This window comes from Butyrivibrio sp. AE3004 (genome assembly GCF_000703165.1).
GTDB lineage: Bacteria > Bacillota > Clostridia > Lachnospirales > Lachnospiraceae > Butyrivibrio.
This window is the reverse complement of the sequence record NZ_JNLQ01000002.1, coordinates 1,566,745-1,589,569: the sequence shown is the minus strand read 5'-3', so window position 1 is coordinate 1,589,569 and position 22,825 is coordinate 1,566,745. Positions and strand designations below refer to the sequence as shown.

The window sequence follows — 22,825 nt, the reverse complement described above, 5'->3', positions numbered from 1 at the left end:
ATTCGCAAAACATTAATGCATTTTTGCACAATAACAAAGCACAGACATCTTGTTAGACGACATTGCTTTAAAATGGGACTTTATTTTCAAGGGTTAACACATGATCTTTCCAAATATTCAATTTCTGAATTTTGGAATGGTGCCAGATATTATCAGGGAACACGTTCTCCTAATACCAGGGAACGTGAACTTTTTGGTTATTCCAGAACATGGCTTCATCATAAAGGGAGAAATAAGCATCATTTTGAATATTGGATAGACTTTTATAAGTCAAATGAAAATAATAGCAATGGTATTGTTCCCTGCCAAATGCCGGATAAGTATATTGCTGAGATGATTGCCGACAGAGTTGCGGCATGTATGACTTACAGAGGTAATGAATACGATTCATGGGATTCATTAAGATACTATCAGCGTGAAAAGACAGTACTGAAATCCCTGGTGCATCCGGATACCTTAAATAAATTGGAATTTTTTCTGAATATGCTTGGAGAACAAGGAGAGGATGCGACTTTTAAGTATATTAAGGAAATATTCCTTACAGGCAAAGATAAAGGCCGTTGGAAAAGAGAATTAAAGGAGAATAATATTGAGCAGTATAAGTGAAATGATAAAGAACAAACCGGAAGATCTTATAGAAAGATTTATAAGATATACTAAAATTGATACTCAGTCTGATGAGCATACAAATAAAAGTCCGTCAACTCCGGGACAACATGATCTTGCAAAGCTTCTTTATAAAGAGCTTACTGAAATAGGTGCTTCTGATGTGTTTTATGATCAGGAGCATTGCTACGTATATGCAACAATTCCTGCAACAAATGGAAACGGGAAAAAATCTCCGGTTATTGGATTTATATCTCATATGGATACTTCCGATGCCGTAAGCGGTAAAAATGTTAAGGCACGTATCGTTGAAAAATATGACGGAAATGATATAAAACTTTCGGATGACGGAAGATATGTACTTTCACCAAAGGATTTTCCCGTTCTTAATGATAAAAAAGGAGAAGACCTTATTGTTACTGACGGCACTACTCTTCTTGGAGCCGATGATAAAGCCGGCATTGCTGAAATTATGACTATGGCAGAAAGCCTGCTTAAGAATCCGGAAATTCCTCATGGTGAGATTAAAATTGCTTTTACTCCTGATGAAGAAATCGGAGAAGGTACAGATCATTTTGATCTTGAAAGATTTGGTGCTCAGTTTGCTTACACAATAGATGGCGGAGATCTTGGTACACTTGAATATGAAAACTTTAATGCTGCAGAGGTTGAACTGATCATAAACGGAAGAAGCGTTCATCCGGGTGATGCTAAAAACAGAATGTTAAATGCGACTCTTATTGCATATGAATTTCAGTCTATGCTTCCCGTTTTTGAGAATCCTATGTATACAGAGAACAGAGAAGGATTTTTTCATCTTACCATGATGAAAGGAACCTGCGAAAAGGCTGTTGTTTATTATATAGTTCGCGATCATGATATGGAAAAATTCACCCAAAAAAAGGAATTGGTAAAGAGCATAGTTGAATTCCTTAATAAAAAATACGGTGAAGGCACTGTGGAATTGACTATGGAGGATTCTTATTACAATATGATTGAAAAAATAAAGCCTCACATGCATCTTGTTGACAATGCTAAAAAAGCAATGGAAAGACTTGATGTAGTTCCGGTTGACGTTCCGATAAGAGGTGGTACCGATGGTGCAATGCTTTCATATAAAGGACTGCCTTGTCCGAATCTTTGCACCGGCGGATATAATTATCATGGAAGATATGAATTTGCAGTAATTGGCGAGATGAGAAAAACCGTGGATATTATTCTTGAGATTTGCGGTATTTATGGAGATTTTGAGATTTGAGTAATGATATTTTAAACAAAAGCACATTGCTTCACGCTGAGGTTTCAAATAATTCGGGTGAAGAGACAAAAAAACAATTTGAGTTTATTGAAAAGGTTAAAAAGCATGTAGAAGAGCTTTCCAAAGAACTTGGAAGGAAACCTACGGCATGTGTTGTAACTTTCGGATGTCAAATGAATGCGAGAGACTCAGAAAAGCTTTTGGGTATTTTAACGAAGATTGGTTATGAAGAAGTTGACACTGAAGATGCGGATTTTGTTATATACAATACCTGTACTGTCAGGGATAATGCTGACCAGAGAGTTTTCGGCCGTCTTGGATATGTGGGCGGTATAAAAAAGAAAAAGCCCTGGATGAAGATTGCACTTTGCGGTTGTATGATGCAGGAGCAGGGTGTCATTGAAAAGATACAGAAAAGCTATAGACATGTAGATCTGATTTTCGGGACTCATAATATTTTTAAGTTTGCTGAACTTTTAAACACAATGTTCGAGTCCGAAAGAATGATTATCGATATCTGGAAGGATACGGATCAGATTGTGGAGGATCTGCCAATTGTAAGAAAGTACAAGTTTAAGTCCGGAATAAATATTATGTTCGGCTGCAATAACTTTTGTACTTATTGTATAGTTCCTTATGTCCGCGGAAGAGAAAGATCGAGAATTCCAAAAGATATAATAAGAGAAATAGAATATTTGGCTGCTGACGGCGTTAAGGAAATTATGTTGCTTGGACAGAATGTTAATTCATACGGAAAGGGTCTGCCCGAAAGCGATAAAATGAGTTTTGCACAGCTTCTTTCAGAGGTTTGCAAGGTTGAAGGAATTGAACGTGTTCGTTTTATGACTTCACATCCAAAAGATTTGTCAGATGAACTTATTAAAGTTATAGCTGAAAACGAAAAGGTTGCAAGACATATTCATCTTCCTCTTCAGTCAGGCTCTGATGAAATTCTTAAAAAGATGAACAGGCATTATACAAAAGAAAGCTATCTTAATCTTGTGGAGAAGATTAAAGCGGCAATTCCTGATGTATCTATTACTACGGATATTATCGTTGGGTTCCCGGGTGAAACAGACAGCGATGTTGATGAGACAATTGATGTAGTAAAAAAAGCAGCATTTGACAATGCATTTACATTTATATATTCAAAGAGAACAGGAACTCCTGCAGCCGGATGGGAACAGGTTCCGGAATCAGTAAGTAAACCTAACTTTGACAGACTGCTTAAGGTTGTGCAGGAAACTGCAAAGGAACGTGCATCCAGATTTACAGGTCAGACTCACAGAGTACTTGTTGAAGAGGTAAATGAGCAGGATTCTTCACTTATAACAGGAAGAATGTCAAATAATACTCTGGTTCATTTTCCCGGTGATGCTTCGATGATTGGGGAATTTGTAAATGTAAAACTGACAGAATGTCATGGTTTTTACTATACGGGGGAGTGTATTTAACAGAGGTGAAATTTTGGAAATAGAGTACGAAAAGTTAAGTCCCATGATGCAAAATTACGTGCGGACTAAGGAGGAGTATAAAGATTGTATCCTTTTTTACAGGCTCGGCGATTTTTATGAGATGTTTTTTGATGATGCGAAAGTTGCATCAAAAGAACTTGAACTGACACTGACCGGAAAAGCCTGTGGTCTTGAAGAACGTGCACCCATGTGCGGTGTGCCACATCATGCTGTTGACAGTTATTTAAGTAAACTTGTAAACAGAGGCTATAAAGTTGCTATTTGCGAACAGCTCGAAGATCCTAAGGAAGCTAAAGGTATTGTCAAAAGAGATGTGACACGAGTTGTAACACCGGGTACAAACCTTAATATGCAAGCGCTTGATGAGACGAAGAATAATTATCTCATGTGCGTATTCTTCTCTGATGAAAAGAGTGGTATTTCTTTTGCTGATGTAACAACCGGCGATTTTTATCTTACGGAGGTTGATCAGCTTAAGGATATAATCGATGAGATTCAGAAGTTTCAGCCATCAGAACTTATATGCAATGATGCTTTTCTTCTGAGCGGTATCGATATTGAACTTTTAAAAGACAGAAACAATATTGTTGTTAATCCGCTTGATCCAAGATATTTTGATGATGAATCCGGAAAACAGATTATCATGAAGCATTTTAAGGTTTCGAGTCTTTCAGGTCTTGGTATAAGTGATTTTCCAAACGGAATAGTTTCTGCAGGTGCAATTCTTAAGTATCTGAATGAGATGCAAAAGGATGAATTGTCTAACATAATACATATTTATCCTTACATAAACAGTAAATACATGCTCCTTGATTCATCTACAAGGAGAAATCTGGAACTTATAGAAACAATGCGTGATAAGCAAAAGAGAGGGACACTTCTCTGGGTGCTTGATAAAACCAAGACCGCTATGGGTGCCAGAATGCTTAGAAGCTTTGTGGAACAGCCTCTTATAGAAACTGCTGATATATTACAAAGACAGTCTGCCATAGAAGCACTTGTTAAAAATGTAATCGCAAGGGATGAGCTTAGAGAATATCTTGGCCCTATCTACGATTTGGAACGCCTGATGGCTAAAATTAATTACCATACAGCAAATCCGAGAGATCTTCTTGCTTTCAGGAATTCACTAAAAATGATACCTGCAATAAAGATAGTTTTAGAAGATCTAAGAAATATTGTTGCAATTGATTCTGTTTACAACCAGATTGACGATCTTCAGGATATTTATGAACTGATTGATAAGTCCATTATTGAAGAACCCCCATTGACAATTAAAGAAGGCGGAATTATTAAAGATGGCTTTGATTCAGATATTGATCATTTCAGACAGGCAAGCAGTAACGGTAAGCAATGGCTTTCCGATCTTGAAGCAAAAGAGCGTGAAAAACTTGATATTAAAAACCTTAGAATAAAATACAGTAATGTTTTCGGATATTCCTTTGAAGTTACCAATTCATTTAAAGACAAGGTTCCCGATTATTTTATCAGGAAACAGACCTTGACAAATTGTGAACGTTATACAACACCTGAGCTTAAGGAATTGGAAGACACTATTCTTAATGCGCAGGACAAACTCAATAACCTTGAGTATGAAATGTTTTGCAAGATCAGAGATTCAATTTCTATGGAGATTGAAAGGATTCAGGAAACAGCAAAAGGAATTGCTCTTTTGGATGTATATTGTTCTCTTGCATATGTTGCAGAAAGAAATCACTATGTAAAGCCGACCTTATCCGACAAGGGAACATTAAAAATAACCGGCGGAAGACATCCTGTTATTGAACAAATGCTGGACAGAACCGATATGTTCATTTCGAATGACACCTTCCTTGATGATAAGAAGCATGCTGTAGCTATTATTACCGGACCGAATATGGCAGGTAAATCAACTTTTATGAGACAGACTGCTCTTATAGTTCTGATGGCACAGATAGGAAGTTTTGTTCCTGCAGAGTCTGCACAGATAGGTGTTGTTGACAGAATATTTACAAGAGTAGGTGCTTCGGATGACCTTGGAAGCGGTCAGAGTACATTTATGGTTGAGATGAATGAAGTTGCCAATATTTTGAGAAATGCAACTTCAAAATCACTTCTTATTCTTGATGAAATAGGAAGAGGAACTTCTACTTATGATGGACTTTCAATTGCCTGGGCAGTTATAGAACATATCAGCAACAGAAAACTACTCGGCGCGAGGACCTTATTTGCAACGCATTATCATGAACTTACCGAGCTTGAAGGAAAAATTGATAATGTCAATAATTACTGTATTGCCGTTAAAGAAAAGGGAGATGATATTGTTTTCCTTCACAAAATCATTAAGGGCGGTGCTGATAAGAGCTATGGTATTCAGGTTGCAAGACTGGCAGGTATACCCGATATGGTAATAGACAGGGCAAAGGCTATTGCCGAAGAACTTACTGATAATGATATTACAGAGAAAGTACAGGGGATTACAGTCAATCAAAGCAGCAATAAAAAATCGACGGTTAAGCATTATGATACTGTTGATCTTTCTCAAATGTCATTGTTTGATACAGTGAAGGATGAGGACGTTTTAAAGGAATTACAGGAGATTGATATTTCAAATCTTACGCCTATGGATGCTTTAAATACATTATATAAGCTGCAAAATCAGCTGAAAAACAGATGGAAAGGCGCCTGATTGCATAATTACCAGGCTGCCTGAAAAAGAGCGGAGACATTAGATGGCTAAAATATTTGAACTTGATCAGAACACTATAGACCAGATAGCTGCAGGTGAGGTAGTTGAACGACCTTCAAGCGTTGTAAAAGAGCTTGTGGAAAATGCTATTGATTCAGGAGCTACTTCAATAACCGTTGAGATTCAGGATGGCGGTACAAAGCTCATTCGTGTTACGGATAATGGAAGCGGTATAGATAAGTCAGAAATTCGTAATGCGTTTAAAAGACATGCTACAAGTAAACTTATGAGCATTGATGATATTTACAGACTTAAATCCCTTGGTTTTCGAGGTGAAGCTTTATCAAGTATTTCTGCAGTTTCACAGACAGAACTTATAACAAAAACCGAGAATGAGCTGGTTGGTACCAGGTACTGTATCAATGGAGGGAAAGAGGAATCTGTTGAAGATATCGGTGCTCCTACAGGAACAACAATAATTGTAAGAGATCTATTTTATAATACACCTGCAAGAAAAAAATTTTTAAAAACACCTCAAACTGAAGGTTCTTATGTTGGCGATCTGATGGAACACATGGCTATGGATAATCCTTCGGTCTCCTTCCATTTTATAAATAACCGGGATGACAAATTTACTACTTCCGGCAACGGTGATTTAAAAGAACTTATTTACAGGATATATGGAAGAGATGTTTCAATGTGCCTCGTTCCTATATCTGTTACTGAGAACGAATATACAATTGAAGGCTATCTCGGTGAACCTGCTTTAAACAGGTCAAACAGAAATTTTGAGAATTTTTTTGTGAACGGTAGATACATAAAAGATAAGGTTATTTCCAAAGCTCTTGAAGAAGGATATAAGGAATATCTTATGCAGCATAAGTTCCCTTTTTGTGTTGTTCATATAAGAATGAACACAGAACTTGTTGATGTAAATGTGCATCCTTCAAAGATGGAAGTCAGATTTAGCAACCAGCCTTTTGTGTATGAATTCATAAGAAAAAATGTTGCTAAAGCTCTGCATGAACATGAAATGATTCCCGAAGTTTTGAGAAATGAAAAGGAAGATAAAGCATTTGCCAAAAAGCAGGCTGAGCAATTAAAAAAACAACCTGATAATGTAAATAAGCAATCGGATAAGTTTTTTAACACCGAAGCTGCAAAAGCTGACCTATTACCTACAAATTCAAATAAAGCTTCAAGAACCGAGATATTTATTTCAGAAGAGAACTTTTCCGGTAATTCCCTCTCTGAAACCGGAAAAAGGCAGTATAACGCAAATGATTCTGTGCCTGAGCCATTTGAAAAGAGCAGACTTACACAGGATAATAAGTTAAAGGAAGATAAACCTGTATTTGCGGAAGGTATCTCTCCGGAGCCTGTAGTCATAGAAGATAATGTGAAATCTCCTGTTTGGACAAGAATTTTTGGAGATCATACCCCGCCAAAATCCGAAGAGGATAGCAAAGTGGCAGGACCGATAATTAAAAGCTCCGAGGCGGTTATTGTAGAAAAAGGTATACAGCTTGATCTTTTTGATGACAAAATGCTGAAGAAGGATAACAGAAATGAATATAATATCCTTGGACAGATATTTGATACATATTGGATAATTGCTTTTAAGGATAAGATGTTTATTGTTGATCAGCATGCAGCTCATGAAAAAGTCAACTATGAGAGAATGATAAAAAGATATAAGGAAAAAGATGTTGCTTCTCAGCTTGTGCAACCGCCAATTATTGTGTCTCTTACAACACAGGAAATAGATGTATTTGAAAAGTATCATGTAGCGTTTGAAAAGCTTGGCTTTAATATTGAACCCTTTGGCGGCCACGATTATGCAATAAGAGAAGTTCCTGTTGACATTTACGGATGCAACAATGAAAAAGAAATGTTTACGGAAGTATTGGATGAGCTTGCAAATGACACAAATCTTGACAGAACACCTGATGTAATAAATTACAAGATTGCAAGTATGGCATGTAAGGCTTCGGTAAAGGGAAATATGAAAATGTCTGTCATGGAAATGGAAAAGCTGATCGATGAACTTTTGACATTGGATAATCCTTATAATTGTCCTCATGGAAGACCCACTATTATTTCTATGAGTAAATATGAAATAGAGAAGAAATTTAAACGTGTAGTTGACTGATAAAAGGATTCTGAAATTTATTATGGATAAAATAGTCATTTTGACTGGCCCGACTGCTGTAGGTAAAACGAAAATTTCAATAGAGATTGCCAAAGCGCTTCATGGTGAAATAATATCAGCTGACTCTATGCAGGTTTATCGTAATATGAATATCGGAACAGATAAGATTTCGGAAGCAGATATGCAGGGAGTTCCACATCATCTTATTGATATTCTTGATCCGGAAGAAGAATTTAATGTATTTAAATTCAAAAAGCTGGCTACAGCTGCAATAAATGATATTACTTCACGGGGCAAGCTCCCAATAATTGTTGGCGGTACCGGATTTTATATCCAGTCGGTTCTTTATGATATAGATTTTTCCGAAAATTATGATAATAATGAATTGGAAAAATATAAAAATGAACTTACTGAATTATCAAGAAGTGAAGAGGGTATTCACAAACTGCATAAAATGCTACAGGAAGTTGATCCGGATTACGCTAATGAACTTCATGAGAATAATGTTAAACGTGTAATAAGAGCGTTATGTTTTAATAAAGAAACAGGACTGAAATTGTCTGAACATAATAAGGATCAGAGGGAAAAAGAAGCTTCTTTTGATTTCTTTTATTTTGTTCTGACGGACGAAAGACAAATTCTTTATGACAGAATTGAAAAACGTATAGATATTATGATGGAAAAAGGACTTATAGAAGAAGTACAGGAACTTTTGAAACATAATATAGACCGAAACGCAACCTCTATGCAAGCAATCGGTTACAGAGAGATATTTCAATATCTTGATGGGAATATTACCAAGGAAAAAGCTATTGAGCTTTTAAAAAGAAATACAAGACATTTTGCAAAAAGACAGATTACCTGGTTTAAACGGGAAAAAGATGTGACATGGATAGATAAATCCGAATATAACAGGGATGATGAGATAATTGCAAAAGAATTAGTTAAAAGGATTAAGAATAGATGGAAAATTTGAATTTGAAAAGTATCTACAAAAGCATGGGAATTCCGGAGGAAGTCTATGATTTTTGTGATGATATATGGAATGGATTAAAACCCAGATTTGAAAAAATCAGGGAGATTTCCGATTACAACCAGGCAAAAGTATTAAAAGCCATGCAGGATAATAAAGTATCAGAAGCTTGCCTGCTTGGAACAACCGGATACGGATACAATGATATAGGAAGAGATAAGCTTGAGGCAGTATATGCTTCTGTTTTCCATACTGAGGATGCACTTGTAAGACCACAGATAACATGCGGAACTCATGCTCTTGCACTTGCTCTTATGAGTAATTTAAGACCGGGAGATGAACTTTTATCACCTGTAGGGAAACCTTATGATACTTTGGAAGAGGTTATCGGTATAAGACAGTCAAAGGGATCGCTCGCAGAATACGGAGTCAGCTATAGACAGGTTGATCTTTTGCCGGACGGAGAATTTGATTTTGATGGGATAAAAGCAGCTATTAATGAAAAGACCAGGCTTGTTACCATACAGAGAAGTAAAGGCTATCAGACAAGACCTACGCTGTCTGTTGAGAGAATCGGAGAAGTAATTAAATTCATAAAAAGCATAAAGCCTGAAGTGATATGCATGGTTGATAACTGCTATGGAGAATTTGTCGAAACTATTGAACCTACCGATGTAGGCGCGGATATGGTTGTGGGGTCTCTTATAAAAAATCCGGGAGGCGGTCTGGCTCCGATTGGCGGATATATAGCAGGCAAGAAGGAATGTGTTGAAAATGCTGCTTACAGACTTACTTCACCGGGACTTGGAAAAGAAGTAGGAGCGTCGCTGGGGATACTTCCTCAATTTTACCAGGGGCTGTTTCTTGCTCCGAACGTTACCGCAAATGCTTTAATGGGTGCTATTTTTGCGGCAAATATATATGAAAAGCTTGGATTTTTCGTACTGCCGAACGGAACAGAAGAGCGCTATGACATAATTCAGGCAATTACCTTCAATGATCCTTTGCTTCTTACTTCTTTTTGCGAAGGTATTCAGGCTGCAGCACCTGTGGATTCCTATGTTACACCGGAGCCTTGGGATATGCCTGGGTATGATTCGCAGGTTATCATGGCAGCCGGAGCATTTGTATCGGGCAGTTCTATAGAATTATCTGCTGATGGCCCTTTGCGCGAGCCTTATTCAGTATTCTTTCAGGGTGGACTTACCTGGCAGCATGTTAAATACGGTATCATGAAGACGCTTGCTGTAATGTATGAAAAAGGACTTGTAAAAATCTGAGTATATAATTATTTTGATAAATAAGCGTAGTTGATACGTGGCTAAATTGTGGTATAATCATTTGAGGTCTGATTTTCTTTTTTTCAAATTCAAGCCCGAAGAAGCATTGGAAAGGAAAAAATGAAAAACAAAAGATCTATTAATCTTATGCTCGCAGAGGATGATGGCTATCGAGAAATGCTTCCATATGAAAGATTTATGCATATAGGAGCTCATTCTTTAACAGATGCAGAATTACTTGCAATAATAATCAGAACCGGAACCTCTAACAGAACTCCTATGGAACTCGGAAATGCAGTTCTTAGTATGTGCAACAAATACGAAATGGGACTTGCAGGAATTAAGTACCTTTCTGTGAAGGAGCTTATGTCCATAACGGGTATCGGAGAAGTGAAGGCTATTAAACTTCTTTGTATAGCAGAGCTTTCTGACAGAATTGCCAGAAGCAAGGCGAAAATTCGTCTAAACTGCAAAAATCCGAAAACTATTGCGGATTATTACATGGAGGAAATGTGTCATTATCAAAGGGAGCATGTTATGCTCATGTGTCTTAATACTCAGGGACAGCTTATCAGTGATTTTGAGATATCCGTGGGGACAGTTAAGACCGCATCTCTTTCACCTAGAGAGATATTTATTCAGGCTTTGCGGGATAATGCAGTCCAGATAATTTTGCTGCATAATCATCCAAGCGGTGATCCCGGACCTTCTGAAGCAGATTATGAGTTGACTGAGCAGATTAGTGATGCAGGCAGACTTTTAGGTATTCATCTGTTGGATCATATAATAATAGGTGATCACAAATACTATAGTTTTTTAGAAAATAATGTTTTGAAATTTTAGGAGGCTATTTTGGGCAACAACATATTTGGTATCGATCTTGGAACAAGCAATATCAAAATTTATAACAAGGCTACAGATGATGTTACTGTAGAAAAGAATCTCATTGCGGTTGAGAATAAGACATCACTTCTTGCTTATGGTAATTCAGCATATGATATGTACGAAAAGGCTCCGAGCAATATTAAGATTTCTTACCCTTTAAGTAATGGCGTAATTGCTGATATTGAGAATATGAAATCTCTTGTTAAGCTTTTTATTACAGATCAGATGAAAGGCGCAATCAAACCTGTTGATGTTTATATTGCGGTTCCTAAGGATGTAACTGAAGTTGAGAGAAGAGCTTTCCATGATCTTATAAGAGAATCAGGCGTTAAGGCTAAGAAAATCATGATGGTTAAGAAGCCTGTTGCTGATGGCCTTGGAATGGGAGTTGATGTTATGAATTCCCAGGGTGTTCTGGTTGTTAACGTGGGATATGATACCACAGAGATTTCTATCCTTTCCTTGAAGGGAATCGTTATAAGTAAACTAATTAAGGTTGGTGGTAAGAAATTTGATGATGCCATCAGAAATGTAATACGTAAAGAGTTTTCATTAATTATTGGTGAGAAGACATCTGAAAGTATTAAGATGTCACTTAAGGATCTTGAAAAGGCAGGTCAGGATGCTGTTGTATACGGAAGAGATATCGTTACAGGTCTTCCTGTAGAAAGATCTATTCCTACAGATCTTATCGATCAGTGCCTTATTGAGAGCTTTGATCAGATACTTGATAACATTAAAGCAACTCTTGAGCGTACACCTCCGGAGCTTGCAGCAGATATATTTAAGCACGGTTTATATTTAACAGGTGGTGCTTCTCAGGTTTGCCATCTTGCACAGAGACTTTCAAACGGAGTTGGCCTTAATGTAAATCTTGCAGAGAATCCACTCAGTTCAGTTGCACTTGGTCTTGGTAAGATCATAAAGGATGATCAGTATAAGGCACTTGCTTACTCGGTTGAAGAGGATGTATAAATGAGTCCTGTCATTAAAAGAGGGGGAGATAAATTTACACTTCCAAGTAAATATCTCCTCTTTATTTTAACAATTTTATGTGTGGGTCTTATCGTAATCACATTCAATACTGATATTTTCAACTCATCTGTCAATTCTTTTGCAGGATCTGTTGTAATTCCATTTCAAAAGGGGATTACTTCTGTAGGAGTATGGATGAAAGGCACAGCCGACAATCTTGCAAGTATCAGAGCTCTTCAAAAAGAAAATGAAGCACTGAAAAAACAGGTTGAACAATTAACGGTTGAAAATACAAATCTTGAGCAGGATAAATATGAACTTACAAATCTAAGAGAATTATATGCTCTTGATGCACAGTATTCAGACTACAAAAAGATCGGTGCAAGAATTATTGCTAAGGATGCAGGTAACTGGTACCATTCTTTTGTGATAGATAAAGGTACTGATGTAGGTGTTGAAGTTGACATGAATGTTATTGCAGGAGGTGGACTTGTAGGCAGAGTTACAGATGTTGGACCGGACTGGGCTAAGGTTCAAACAATTATCGCAGATAATTCTTCTGTAAGCGGTACAGTTCTTTCTGCTTCTGAAAATTTGATAGCAACGGGGAATCTTGAGCTATATAACGATGGACAGATTTCGTTTTCAAAGCTTGTAGATGAGGCTGATAAAGTAAGTGTTGGCGATAAAGTGGTTACATCAAATATCAGTGATAAATATCTTCCCGGAATACTTATAGGATATATTTCTACAATAGAGGAAGACTCAAATAATCTTACAAAATCAGGCAAAATCACTCCAGTTGTTCAATTTGAGTATATGAATGAAGTTCTGGTTATCATGCAGCTCAAAAACACCGGGGACAAATAATTTATGCGTAGATTCTTTTTTACAGTTTTATCTATAATAATAAGCTTCATATTACAAACTACAGTTTTCAGGGCTCTTGACTTTAGTGGAATAGTACCCAATCTTATGATCATACTGACTTCTTCCTACGCATTTATGCGAGGCGATAAGAGTGGTATGGCCATTGGTATGTTCTGTGGTTTTCTTGTTGATATTTTCTTTGGATCATATCTTGGTTTTTATGCACTTATTTATATGTATATAGGATTCATCATCGGAAAATTTAACAAGATTTTTTTCCCTGAGAATATTTTATTGCCACTTGCACTTATAGTATCTTCAGATTTCTTATTCGGATTTGTATGCTATGTTCTGCTGTTTATGTTCAGAAATAAGTTTGATATCGGATACTATATGATAAATATTATTTTACCTGAAGCAGTATATACAGCTCTTGTGGCAATATTTATTTATCCTGTTCTGATCAAGATAAATACATATCTTGAAGACATTGAACAAAGGAGTGCTAAGAAATTTGTTTAATAAGATAAAAGAAGTTTTCATCAATTTCATAACTTCACGTCTTGTAATGATTTCGGGAATTATGATTCTTGCTGCTTCCGGTCTTGTATACAGACTTTTCTTTTTACAGATCATAAAGGGAGAAACCTATTTGGATTCCTTTCAGCTAAAAATCATGAAGGAGAAATCCATTCCTGCAGCAAGAGGAAATATATACGACAGAAACGGTAAGCTTCTTGCCTATAATGAATTGTCTAATTCCGTTACGATCGAAGATGTATATGAATCCGGTTCCGGAAAAAATGCAGCTGTTAATGAAACTTTAAATAAAGTAATTGATATTGTTGAAAAAGACGGGGATATTGTTGATACTGATTTCAACATACAGCTTAGCAGTTCTAATAATTTTGAATTCACGGTAGAAGGAAATTCTCTTCTTAGATTTTTGGCCGATGTTTACGGAAGAACATCAATTAATGATTTAAAATACGAAGAACGCTCAAAAAACGCTCAAGAAGTTATTGACGATTTATGTACCAAATTCGGTATCGGTGATTATTCTGATCCTGAAAATAAAAAGTCTTTTGTTCCCGGAATGGGATATGAAAAGAACAGACTTTTACAGCTTGTTGTTATCAGATACAAGATGTATTCAAACAGTTACCAAAAATATATCAATACGGTTATTGCTACAAGCGTTAATGACAAAACTGTTGCGGATATTATGGAAAATTCAAATATTCTTGATGGTATTTCTATTGAAGAGGATACAGCAAGAGTTTATGTTGATTCCGAATATTTTTCTCAGATACTTGGCTATACAGGTAAGATTTCCGAATCTGAGCTTGCTGAATTGCAAGCTGAAAATCCAAACTACAGGTCAAATGATACTGTCGGTAAATCCGGCATAGAACAGTCTATGGAATCAGTTTTACAAGGAACAAAGGGTAGTGAAACAGTTTTTGTAGATAATACAGGTAAAGTTCTTGAGACCAGCAGTTATATTGATTCGAAGGCAGGAAATGATGTTTATCTTACTATAGACAAGGATTTGCAGGAGGCTTGCTATAATATTATTGAGCAATCGCTTGCAGGTATTCTTGTATCCAAAATACAAAATACAAAATTCTTCCTTTATGGAGAAAATATAAAAAAGTCTGATATTCAGATTCCTGTATATGATGTATATTTTGCATGCTTTGATAATCATATCATCAATATGGATCACATGGCATCAGAGGATGCCGGCAGAATGGAAAAGACCGTATACGATAAATATGTAGTCAAAAGACAACAGGTTAGTGAAGGCTTAAATGCAGAATTCACTTCAAATAATACGCCATATAATCTTTTATCAAGCGAATACAAGGTATATATGAGCTACATCGTTCAAAAGCTCTATAATAACGGTGTAATTGATACTGATAAGGTGGATAAAGAAGATAAGACATATATAGCATGGACAACGGATGAAACAATTTCGCTTTCTGACTATATCAGATATTGTATTTCCGCAAACTGGATTGATGTAACATTGCTTGATCTTGAAAGTCAGTATGTTGATTCGGGTGAGATTTACAATACTATTATCAACTATATATTTAAAGATATAGAGGATGATGATGAATTCAACAAAAAAATATATAAATATCTTCTTGCCGATGATATTGTTACAGGTGATGAGGTATGCAATATACTTTTGGAACAGGGTGTTGTAGAGCTTCCTGAAGAAGAACTTTCAACATGGTTGTCAGGAACAGAGTCGCCTTATACCTTTATGCTCAACAGAATTTCAAGTCTGGATATTACACCTGCCCAGCTGGCACTGGATCCCTGTTCAGGTTCAATGGTTGTTACAGATGTTAATAATGGAGATGTTCTTGCGCTTGTGTCATATCCCGGATATGACAATAATAAAATGGCAAATGGTGTAGATGCAGAATACTATGCAAAACTGCGAAGTGACCAGTCTTCACCACTGATTAATTATGCCACAATGCAAAGAACTGCTCCCGGATCTACATTCAAAATGGTCTCAGCGACAGCAGGACTGATGGAAGGTGTTATAGATACATCTTCAACCATCACATGTACCGGTGTTTTCGACAAAACAGGCATACTTGCTCACTGTTGGATATATCCCAGATCACACGGTTCACTTGATGTTGTTGGCGGCATTAGAAATTCATGTAATAATTTCTTTTATGAAGTAGGTTACAGACTTGGACTTGTAGGTGATTCTTTCAAATCTGATACCGGTCTTCAAAAGCTTGCAAAGTATGCCGATATGTATGGGCTTAGTGAGAAGACGGGAATCGAGATTTCCGAATATGAGCCTATTGTTTCAGATCTTGATTCAACACGATCAGCTATCGGTCAGGGTACAAACTCATTCACTACAGTTGGGCTTGCCAGATATGTGACAACTGTTGCAAACAGTGGAACCTGTTATAATCTGACTCTTGTTAAAAAGACTTCTGATTCTGATGGTAATCTTCTTCAGGAATATGGGGCAACAGTAAGAAATCATATAGATATGGATTCATCTTATTGGAATGCTATTCATCAGGGTATGAGAGGAGTTGTTGAAGATAAACCTTATTTCAATGACCTTGCTGTAAATGTAGCAGGTAAAACAGGTACAGCCGAGGAATCGAAAAAAAGAGCGAACCATGCTTTGTTTGTATGTTATGCGCCTTATGAAGCTCCTAAAATAGCTATTGCAACGCGTATCGCATACGGTTATACATCAAGTTATGCTGCACAGATAACAAAAGAAGCTATAGCTTATTATTTTGGACTTAAGGATCCTGATGAGGTTCAGAACGGTACAGCGCAGCAGCTTGAAGGCGGAGATACAAATGCGGACTGAGACATTTTTGGAAAAACTGAAAAGCTATCGCATATTTGATTATGATTTTAAGCTGGTAGTTATGCTGGTATCATTATCCATCATAGGTGTAATAGCAGTAGGAAGTGCGGATCCGACCTATAAAAATAAACAGATATCGGGTCTTGTACTTGGACTATTCATGATGGTTCTGGTATCACTCATGGACTACGTTGTAATTTGTAAATTTTATATAGTTTATTACATTGTGAACATATTTCTGCTTTCTTTGGTATTTACACCACTTGGAAAATCGGTAAAAGGTGCTACCAGATGGATCAACCTGGGATTTGCATTTCAGCCTTCTGAGGCGTCCAAAATATTATTGATTTTATTTTTTGCAGCGTTCATAATGAAATATAAGGATAAAGTTAAGACTTTATCTTTTATATTTATTTGTTTTTTATTACTGATTCCGCCATTAGTAATGGTCGTAATGCAGCCTGATCTATCAACTACGATTATGCTTACGGTTATCATCAGCTGCATAATGTTTTCAGCCGGCATAAATATGAAATTTGTCATAACGGTTCTTGCTATTTCAATTCCGTCTGCATTACTTGTTATATTTGATGCACTTGCGGATAAAAGTGTTATTCTCAGGGAATATCAGCAAAGCCGTATTCTTGCATGGCTGCATCCTGAGGATTATGCAAATTCAGATGCATATCAGACTCTAAACTCTATGATGGCAATAGGTTCGGGACAGCTTTTAGGAAAAGGTTATAATACAAATGAAATCAGCTCTGTTTTAAATGGCGGTTTTGTCTCCGAATCTCAGACCGACTTTATCTTTACTGTTGTTGGTGAAGAGTTTGGTTTTATAGGCGGATGCGCAGTTATTTTATTACTTTTACTTATCGCAATAGAATGTATGGTTATTGCAGGTAGGGCCAAAGATCTTACCGGACAGCTTATCGCTACAGGAATGGGGGCCTGGATAGGTTTTCAGGGATTTCTGAATATAGGAGTTGCTACAGGAGCGCTTCCCAATACAGGAATTCCGCTTCCGTTTGTAAGTGCCGGTCTTACTTCTATTGTCAGCTGCTACGTTGGAATGGGATTTGTACTAAACGTCAGACTGCAAGGTAAAAAATATTTTTAGTTGGGGAAGGGGTAACCTATGAATATCGCATTTATCGCACATGATGCAAAAAAGAAACTTATGCAGAATTTTTGCATTGCATACAGAGGAATTTTATCCAAGCATGATCTTTATGCCACAGGTACAACAGGAAGACTTATTGAAGAAGTAACAAATTTAAGTGTCTATAAATACCTGGCCGGTCATCTTGGTGGATCTCAGCAGATTGGTGCTGCTATAGAAGCAAATGAAATTGACCTTGTTATTTTTCTTCGTGATCCGCTTACACAGAAGATGCATGAGCCTGATGTAAATAATGTAATGCGTCTCTGTGATATGCATAATATTCCTATAGCAACTAATCTTGCAACTGCTGAATTATTAATTAAGTCTTTAGATAGAGGAGATCTTGAGTGGCGTGAGATGTATAAATAAAATAAAAAATCGTCTTATTGCAATTACTCTTATTATATGCTCCTCTACAGGAATTGCCGGATGCTCAAGTCAAGAATATGCGTTTCCTTATTCAGTGCCCACAGTAGAATATGGTGAAAATACGGGTGATGTGATGAAAACATTTGCTCATGATTTGTGTGTTACAAACAGCGATATAGGTGATTCTATAACATTATCCGAAAATACCTGCTGTGGATTATTTGATTTAAAAAATAAGAAAACTTTATACTCAAAGAACGCACAGATTCAACTTGATCCCGCTTCGCTTACCAAGGTAATGACAGCAATAGTAGCATTAAAGAACGGATCACTTGACCAGATACTCATTGCTGATTCTGATGTCTATATAAATGAACCGGGTGCACAGCTCATTAACCTTAAGGAAGGCGATTCAATGACTTTGGATCAGGCATTGCATATTCTACTTCTGTATTCAGCAAATGATGCTGCAGTGCTTATTGCAAAAGGAGTATTGGGAAGTGTAGATGCTTTTGTTGAAGCAATGAATAATGAAGCCAAGGCTATTGGAGCAACACATACACATTTTATGAATACAAACGGTCTTACAGCCGATGACCATTATACAAGTGTGTATGACATGTATCTTATGTTCAATGAAGCGCTTAAATATGAAAAGTTCAGCGAAATAATACGAATGCCTTCGTATTCAACACAATTTTCTACAGCATCAGGAAGCTTGAGAGATGTTGAGGTAAAAAATACTAATGGTTACATTAATGGAAACAGGTCAATGCCTGCAGGAATAACTGTGCTCGGAGGTAAAACCGGTACAACAAATGCAGCAGGACACTGCCTGATTCAGCTGGCTTCAGATACTTCAGGAAACAATTATATAGCTGTTATTATGAGAGCAGAAGATACGGAAACTCTTTATTCTGAAATGAGTGATTTGTTATTGCAGATAACGGGTGGTTAAACTATAATATTATTATAAAAAAGAAAAGATTTTAACGAGAAACTATGATTTTCACGTATCTTTTCCTAATAACAAAAAATCAAAAAACGTGGAGGGTATGGATATGGTTCAATTAATAGTTGGGAATAAGGGTAAGGGCAAAACAAAATGCCTGTTGAACAAAGTCAATACCGAGGTAAAGAACATCTTAGGCAATGTGGTTTTTCTTGACAGAAACACAAAGCATATGTTTGAACTCAACAACAAAGTACGTCTTATTGTAGTTCCGGAGTTTATGATTGAAAATTCAGATGAATTTATCGGATTCGTCAGTGGCGTGATTTCTCAGGATCACGATCTTCAGCAAATGTATTTCGATGGTTTCCTTAGTATCGCTTGTCTTGAAGGAAAAGATATCACATCTACAATTGAAAAACTTGATCGTTTAGGCGAGAAATTTAATGTTGATTTTGTACTAAGCGTTTCTATGGATGAATCAGAGCTTCCTGAAGCTGTAAAGTCAAAGGTTGTAACTGCTCTATAATTATATAATTTAGGATAGGAAATAGATAAGCCGCGTTTTATCTCGCGGCTTATCTTTAATTTTGAGTATGGCTAGAAAACCAAAAAACAAGATAACAAAATATCCCATGTTTTTGCATATAAATGTAGGAATTGTTTTTTTTGCATTTATACTGGTTTATGTAATTATCTGTGTTTTTATGTATTTTAACAAAAAGCATATAGTAGGCTACGAAGTAAGAGAAGGCTCTCTTTCATCAAATAATATATATGAAGCTGTAGCTCTTAGAAGTGAAAGTATTGTTACTGCGGCTAATGCAGGCTATGTTAACTATTTTGCTCCCGAAGGTCAACGTGTTGCTGTAGGGAATCTCGTATATACTGTTGATGAATCAGGTGATCTTCTTGATTATCTGAAAACACAGGGAACAGAACAGGCTTCTCTGACAAATGAAGATTTAAGTGAACTTCGTTCTCAGATAGTTAGTTACAGCGCGGACTTTGATCCTAAGACGTTTTCAACTGTATATGATTTTAAAAACAGCCTGGATGGAACCGTTCAAAAGCTTGCGAGTGCCAGCGTGTTGCAGAGTATTAATTCTCTAAATAATAATGCCGGTGCATTAAACAGTATTAACTATTGTTATTCACAGGGAACCGGTATTGTTCAATATTATGTTGATGGATATGAAGATCTAAATATTTACAATATGACTTCAGATCTTCTTGATAATACAAAATATGAGCGTAAACAGTTAATCAGTAATGCACTTGTAGGTGTAGGCGATCCGGTATTTAAGTTATCTACAAATGAAGACTGGATGGTAGTAATAAAAGAGAACGATCTTGAAAAGGTTAATGCTCTTGCCGAGAAAGAATATGTTAAAGTTCGTTTCCTAAAAAATCAGGATGAAGCATGGGGAAAAGTATCATATGTAACAAATGATTCCGGTGATACTTTTGTAGGGCTGTCTTTTACCAATTCAATGATAACTTTTGTAAAGGATAGGTTTTTAAGCGTTGAACTTATCACAGAAGATGAGAGCGGATTGAAAATACCCAATTCTTCTATTGCTGAGAAAAGTTTCTTTGTAATACCTAAAGAATATGTAACAAAAGGTAATAATAACAATTCTGGTGTTCTTCGAGATAAATATGATGAAAACGGAAATGAGACATCGGAATTTATTGAAGTAGAGCTCTATAATGAAAACGAAGATTCATATTACGTTGATGATTCTACTTTGAGAAATGGTGATCTTTTGATTAAATTAGATTCTCAGGATAAATTCACTGTCAATTCAAAAGATACATTGATTGGTGTTTATAATATCAATAAAGGCTATGCAGATTTTAGACAGATAAGTATTTTATATCAGAATGATGAATACGCTATCGTAAAATCAAATACAAATTATGGTCTAAACGTATATGATTATATTGTGCTGGATGCTTCAACTGTGGAAGGTGATGCTAAGAACCTTGACACTTCGGAAGAAAACTAGCATAATAAAGAGTGTTATATTATTTTTTTGTTGGGGTTAGGAGTTAATCACATGAGTGTAATGGATAAGTTTTTATCAGCTATGAAGTTGAATGGGGATGATGAGAGCGGATATTATGATTCTGATGATGATGCATATTATGACAGTACCATCGAACCAATTCATAAGAGCAGCTCGATAGGAAAAGATGATCCTTCAATTGAGGTAAATGAGGAGAAGCTTAAAAGGACTGCACCTGCACCAAGAAGTATGCCATCAAGAAGCCGCACTGGTAATGGGATGGAAGTTTGTGTAGTTAAGCCTACATCAATTGAGGATGCAAGAGAAATTACCGAAACGCTTCTTAATAATCGTACTGTTGTACTTAATCTTGAAGGAATTGATGTTGAACTTGCACAGAGAATTATTGATTTTACATCAGGTTCATGTTTTGCTATAAGTGGAAATCTTCAGAAAATTTCCAGATATATTTTTATAGTAACACCTGCAAGTGTTGATATTTCAGGAGATTTTCAAGATATTTTAGGTGGTGCTTTTGATGGAGGCATGGGAAGTACCGGTCCACAGCAGATGTAAACAAAATCTGGTTTTTAGGCAGAAGCATTTGTTTCTGCCTTTTCTTATGTATATGTATTTTTTGATTAAATGAGTTTTGACAAATAAAATTTTCTTTTATTTGAAAGGTGTTTTTATGTCTGAAAGATTAACAGTAAATTATAATAATTCGCCCTGTTACGATATTATATTTGACAAAAGTTTTGATGGACTTGCGAAAAATATTTCAGAACTAGGATTTGAGGGCAGAAAAATCGCAATTATTACGGATTCCAATGTAAGACCTTTATATGCGGATATTATTGTTGAGTTACTTAAAGAGTTAGCTTCAAAAATAATCGTTTATGCTATTCCGGCAGGAGAAGAAAATAAAAACCTTGATGAAATCAGAAAGGTTTATTCTGAACTGATTGATAATAAGTTTGACAGAAAAGACCTTATTATAGCTGTAGGTGGTGGCGTTGTAGGTGATATGGCCGGTTTTATTGCCGCTACTTATCTGCGAGGTATTTCTTTTATTCAAGTACCGACAACGCTTCTTGCTCAGACAGACAGTAGTATCGGTGGTAAAACAGGTGTCGATTTTAATGGCTTTAAAAATATGGTTGGTGCATTTTATATGCCTGTGCTTGTATATATAAATATAAGTGTACTAAGCACATTACCTGCTGAACAGTACGCATCAGGTTTTGCTGAAGTTATGAAGCATGGATTGATAAAGGATTCTGATTTCTATATTTGGCTCATTGATAATATGTATGAAATCCAGGAGAAGGATCCTGAGACTCTCATATATATGATAAAAAAGAGTTGTGACATAAAGAGACTTGTAGTTGAGAAGGATCCCACTGAAAAAGGCGACAGAGCATTACTTAATTTTGGCCATACAATTGGCCATGCTATCGAAAAATATAAGAATTTCGAATTGTTTCATGGTGAATGTGTTGCTCTTGGATGTGTCGCTGCTGCATTTATTTCATGGAAAAGACAAATGCTTTCGATGGAAGAATATTATGAAATAAGAGATATGTTCGTTCCTTTTGGATTGCCTATTTCTGTAACGGATATTGACGATGAAAAAATTATTGAAATTATGCATTCCGATAAAAAAGCAGATGGAAAAAATATTAAATTCGTTCTTCTAAAGAAAGTTGGAAAAGCTGCCCTTGACAAAACAGTTACTGATGATGAGGTGAGAGCTGCTTTAAAAGAAATCACCTGGTCAGATGAATTCGAATAAATATATTTTGGAGT

General features: G+C 36.2%; 19 protein-coding genes. All 19 read left to right on the top strand.

What is annotated here, in order from left to right; genetic code table 11:
- The first annotated feature begins 15 nt into the window (after positions 1-15).
- The 19 genes from BV60_RS0110015 to aroB all read left to right on the top strand — a co-directional run bounded on the left by BV60_RS0110015 (position 16) and on the right by aroB (position 22,811).
- Entirely contained in the window at positions 16-606 is a 591-nt protein-coding gene (locus tag BV60_RS0110015; protein ID WP_255358145.1) for a DUF5662 family protein, read from the top strand.
- Position 607: 1 nt separating this feature from the next.
- Complete coding sequence (gene pepT, locus BV60_RS0110010; protein WP_029321424.1) at positions 608-1,864, top strand: peptidase T; 1,257 nt, start codon at positions 608-610, stop codon at positions 1,862-1,864.
- Positions 1,865-1,890: 26 nt separating this feature from the next.
- Positions 1,891-3,318 (top strand): tRNA (N6-isopentenyl adenosine(37)-C2)-methylthiotransferase MiaB, encoded by a 1,428-nt coding sequence (miaB, locus tag BV60_RS0110005; RefSeq protein WP_029321422.1) that lies wholly within the window; start codon positions 1,891-1,893, stop codon positions 3,316-3,318.
- A gap of 43 nt (positions 3,319-3,361) precedes the next feature.
- The gene (gene mutS / locus BV60_RS0110000; RefSeq protein WP_029321420.1) at positions 3,362-6,007 is read left to right on the top strand and encodes a DNA mismatch repair protein MutS; all 2,646 of its coding nucleotides are present in this window, start codon (positions 3,362-3,364) and stop codon (positions 6,005-6,007) included.
- Between the two features lie 43 nt (positions 6,008-6,050).
- Positions 6,051-8,159, top strand: a complete 2,109-nt coding sequence (mutL, locus tag BV60_RS0109995) for a DNA mismatch repair endonuclease MutL (protein WP_029321417.1) — start codon at positions 6,051-6,053, stop codon at positions 8,157-8,159.
- 22 nt (positions 8,160-8,181) lie between these two features.
- Positions 8,182-9,135, top strand: a complete 954-nt coding sequence (miaA, locus tag BV60_RS0109990; RefSeq protein WP_029321416.1) for a tRNA (adenosine(37)-N6)-dimethylallyltransferase MiaA — start codon at positions 8,182-8,184, stop codon at positions 9,133-9,135.
- Positions 9,123-10,412, top strand: coding sequence for a methionine gamma-lyase family protein (locus tag BV60_RS0109985; protein ID WP_029321414.1), 1,290 nt, complete (start codon positions 9,123-9,125; stop codon positions 10,410-10,412). The genes miaA and BV60_RS0109985 overlap by 13 nt, the downstream gene beginning before the upstream one ends.
- A gap of 120 nt (positions 10,413-10,532) precedes the next feature.
- Positions 10,533-11,255, top strand: coding sequence for a RadC family protein (gene radC, locus BV60_RS0109980; protein WP_029321412.1), 723 nt, complete (start codon positions 10,533-10,535; stop codon positions 11,253-11,255).
- A 9-nt stretch (positions 11,256-11,264) separates the two neighbouring features.
- The gene (gene mreB, locus BV60_RS0109975; protein ID WP_029321410.1) at positions 11,265-12,272 is read left to right on the top strand and encodes a rod shape-determining protein; all 1,008 of its coding nucleotides are present in this window, start codon (positions 11,265-11,267) and stop codon (positions 12,270-12,272) included.
- Positions 12,273-13,142 (top strand): rod shape-determining protein MreC, encoded by an 870-nt coding sequence (gene mreC, locus BV60_RS0109970; RefSeq protein ID WP_029321408.1) that lies wholly within the window; start codon positions 12,273-12,275, stop codon positions 13,140-13,142.
- A 3-nt stretch (positions 13,143-13,145) separates the two neighbouring features.
- Positions 13,146-13,664, top strand: coding sequence for a rod shape-determining protein MreD (mreD, locus tag BV60_RS0109965; RefSeq protein ID WP_029321406.1), 519 nt, complete (start codon positions 13,146-13,148; stop codon positions 13,662-13,664).
- Positions 13,657-16,515, top strand: coding sequence for a penicillin-binding transpeptidase domain-containing protein (locus BV60_RS0109960; protein ID WP_029321405.1), 2,859 nt, complete (start codon positions 13,657-13,659; stop codon positions 16,513-16,515). The genes mreD and BV60_RS0109960 overlap by 8 nt, the downstream gene beginning before the upstream one ends.
- On the top strand, positions 16,505-17,638 hold the full coding sequence (locus tag BV60_RS0109955; protein WP_029321403.1) for an FtsW/RodA/SpoVE family cell cycle protein: 1,134 nt from the start codon (positions 16,505-16,507) through the stop codon (positions 17,636-17,638). The genes BV60_RS0109960 and BV60_RS0109955 overlap by 11 nt, the downstream gene beginning before the upstream one ends.
- An 18-nt stretch (positions 17,639-17,656) precedes the next feature.
- A complete protein-coding gene (mgsA, locus tag BV60_RS0109950; RefSeq protein WP_029321402.1) occupies positions 17,657-18,052 on the top strand; it encodes a methylglyoxal synthase in 396 nt (131 codons plus the stop codon).
- Positions 18,036-19,010 carry a D-alanyl-D-alanine carboxypeptidase family protein gene (locus BV60_RS0109945; RefSeq protein ID WP_029321400.1) on the top strand — a complete coding sequence of 325 codons (975 nt, stop codon included), beginning with the start codon at positions 18,036-18,038 and terminating at the stop codon, positions 19,008-19,010. Before mgsA ends, BV60_RS0109945 begins: the two co-directional genes overlap by 17 nt.
- 103 nt (positions 19,011-19,113) lie before the next feature.
- Entirely contained in the window at positions 19,114-19,533 is a 420-nt protein-coding gene (locus tag BV60_RS0109940) for a hypothetical protein (RefSeq protein WP_029321399.1), read from the top strand.
- A gap of 67 nt (positions 19,534-19,600) precedes the next feature.
- Complete coding sequence (locus tag BV60_RS0109935) at positions 19,601-21,016, top strand: HlyD family efflux transporter periplasmic adaptor subunit (RefSeq protein WP_029321398.1); 1,416 nt, start codon at positions 19,601-19,603, stop codon at positions 21,014-21,016.
- A gap of 51 nt (positions 21,017-21,067) precedes the next feature.
- Positions 21,068-21,592 carry a cell division protein SepF gene (locus BV60_RS0109930; RefSeq protein ID WP_029321396.1) on the top strand — a complete coding sequence of 175 codons (525 nt, stop codon included), beginning with the start codon at positions 21,068-21,070 and terminating at the stop codon, positions 21,590-21,592.
- Between the two features lie 115 nt (positions 21,593-21,707).
- Positions 21,708-22,811 (top strand): 3-dehydroquinate synthase, encoded by a 1,104-nt coding sequence (gene aroB / locus BV60_RS0109925; RefSeq protein ID WP_029321394.1) that lies wholly within the window; start codon positions 21,708-21,710, stop codon positions 22,809-22,811.
- Positions 22,812-22,825: the final 14 nt, after the last annotated feature.

Excerpts from the sequence above, each read along its gene's own strand:
- BV60_RS0109985 (WP_029321414.1), top strand. The coding sequence starts at position 9,123 with ATGGAAAATTTGAATTTGAAAAGTATCTACAAAAGCATGGGAATTCCG.
- pepT (WP_029321424.1), top strand. The coding sequence starts at position 608 with ATGATAAAGAACAAACCGGAAGATCTTATAGAAAGATTTATAAGATAT.
- mutL (WP_029321417.1), top strand. The coding sequence starts at position 6,051 with ATGGCTAAAATATTTGAACTTGATCAGAACACTATAGACCAGATAGCT.
- BV60_RS0109940 (WP_029321399.1), top strand. The coding sequence starts at position 19,114 with ATGGTTCAATTAATAGTTGGGAATAAGGGTAAGGGCAAAACAAAATGC.
- mutS (WP_029321420.1), top strand. The coding sequence starts at position 3,362 with ATGATGCAAAATTACGTGCGGACTAAGGAGGAGTATAAAGATTGTATC.
- BV60_RS0109955 (WP_029321403.1), top strand. The coding sequence starts at position 16,505 with ATGCGGACTGAGACATTTTTGGAAAAACTGAAAAGCTATCGCATATTT.
- mgsA (WP_029321402.1), top strand. The coding sequence starts at position 17,657 with ATGAATATCGCATTTATCGCACATGATGCAAAAAAGAAACTTATGCAG.
- miaA (WP_029321416.1), top strand. The coding sequence starts at position 8,182 with ATGGATAAAATAGTCATTTTGACTGGCCCGACTGCTGTAGGTAAAACG.
- BV60_RS0110015 (WP_255358145.1), top strand. The coding sequence starts at position 16 with ATGCATTTTTGCACAATAACAAAGCACAGACATCTTGTTAGACGACAT.
- aroB (WP_029321394.1), top strand. The coding sequence starts at position 21,708 with ATGTCTGAAAGATTAACAGTAAATTATAATAATTCGCCCTGTTACGAT.
- mreC (WP_029321408.1), top strand. The coding sequence starts at position 12,273 with ATGAGTCCTGTCATTAAAAGAGGGGGAGATAAATTTACACTTCCAAGT.
- BV60_RS0109935 (WP_029321398.1), top strand. The coding sequence starts at position 19,601 with ATGGCTAGAAAACCAAAAAACAAGATAACAAAATATCCCATGTTTTTG.
- mreD (WP_029321406.1), top strand. The coding sequence starts at position 13,146 with ATGCGTAGATTCTTTTTTACAGTTTTATCTATAATAATAAGCTTCATA.
- BV60_RS0109930 (WP_029321396.1), top strand. The coding sequence starts at position 21,068 with ATGAGTGTAATGGATAAGTTTTTATCAGCTATGAAGTTGAATGGGGAT.
- radC (WP_029321412.1), top strand. The coding sequence starts at position 10,533 with ATGAAAAACAAAAGATCTATTAATCTTATGCTCGCAGAGGATGATGGC.